Genomic DNA, 307 nt, shown 5'->3' on the forward strand with positions numbered 1-307 from the left:
GTCGCCCAACGGCAGCGAGCCAGGTCCGTCGCCGTGGGTCGGCGTGCAGCACGCGTCGTTCCCCCGCAGGGACGCCCCGCGCACCGACATGGACTGGGAAGTCAGGCCGGACGGGCTCACAACGGTCTTGTTGCGGCTGCACCACGACTACCCGCGGCTGCCGTTGTACATCACCGAGAACGGCGCCGCTTTCCGCGACGACGTCAACGGCGGCGGCTCGATCGACGACGTCGACCGCACCGGCTACATCGCCTCCCACCTGCGCGCCGCCCACACGGCGATCAAGGCGGGCGTGGACCTGCGGGGC

The 307-nt window shown here is 71.7% G+C and carries 1 protein-coding gene; it reads left to right on the forward strand.

What is annotated here, in order from left to right; all coding sequences use genetic code 11:
- The coding region (locus DI276_RS16765) for a family 1 glycosylhydrolase (protein ID WP_119724478.1) at positions 1-307 on the forward strand (307 nt) is incomplete at both ends.

The organism is Lentzea terrae, assembly GCF_003265345.1.
Classification (GTDB): domain Bacteria; phylum Actinomycetota; class Actinomycetes; order Mycobacteriales; family Pseudonocardiaceae; genus Lentzea; species Lentzea terrae.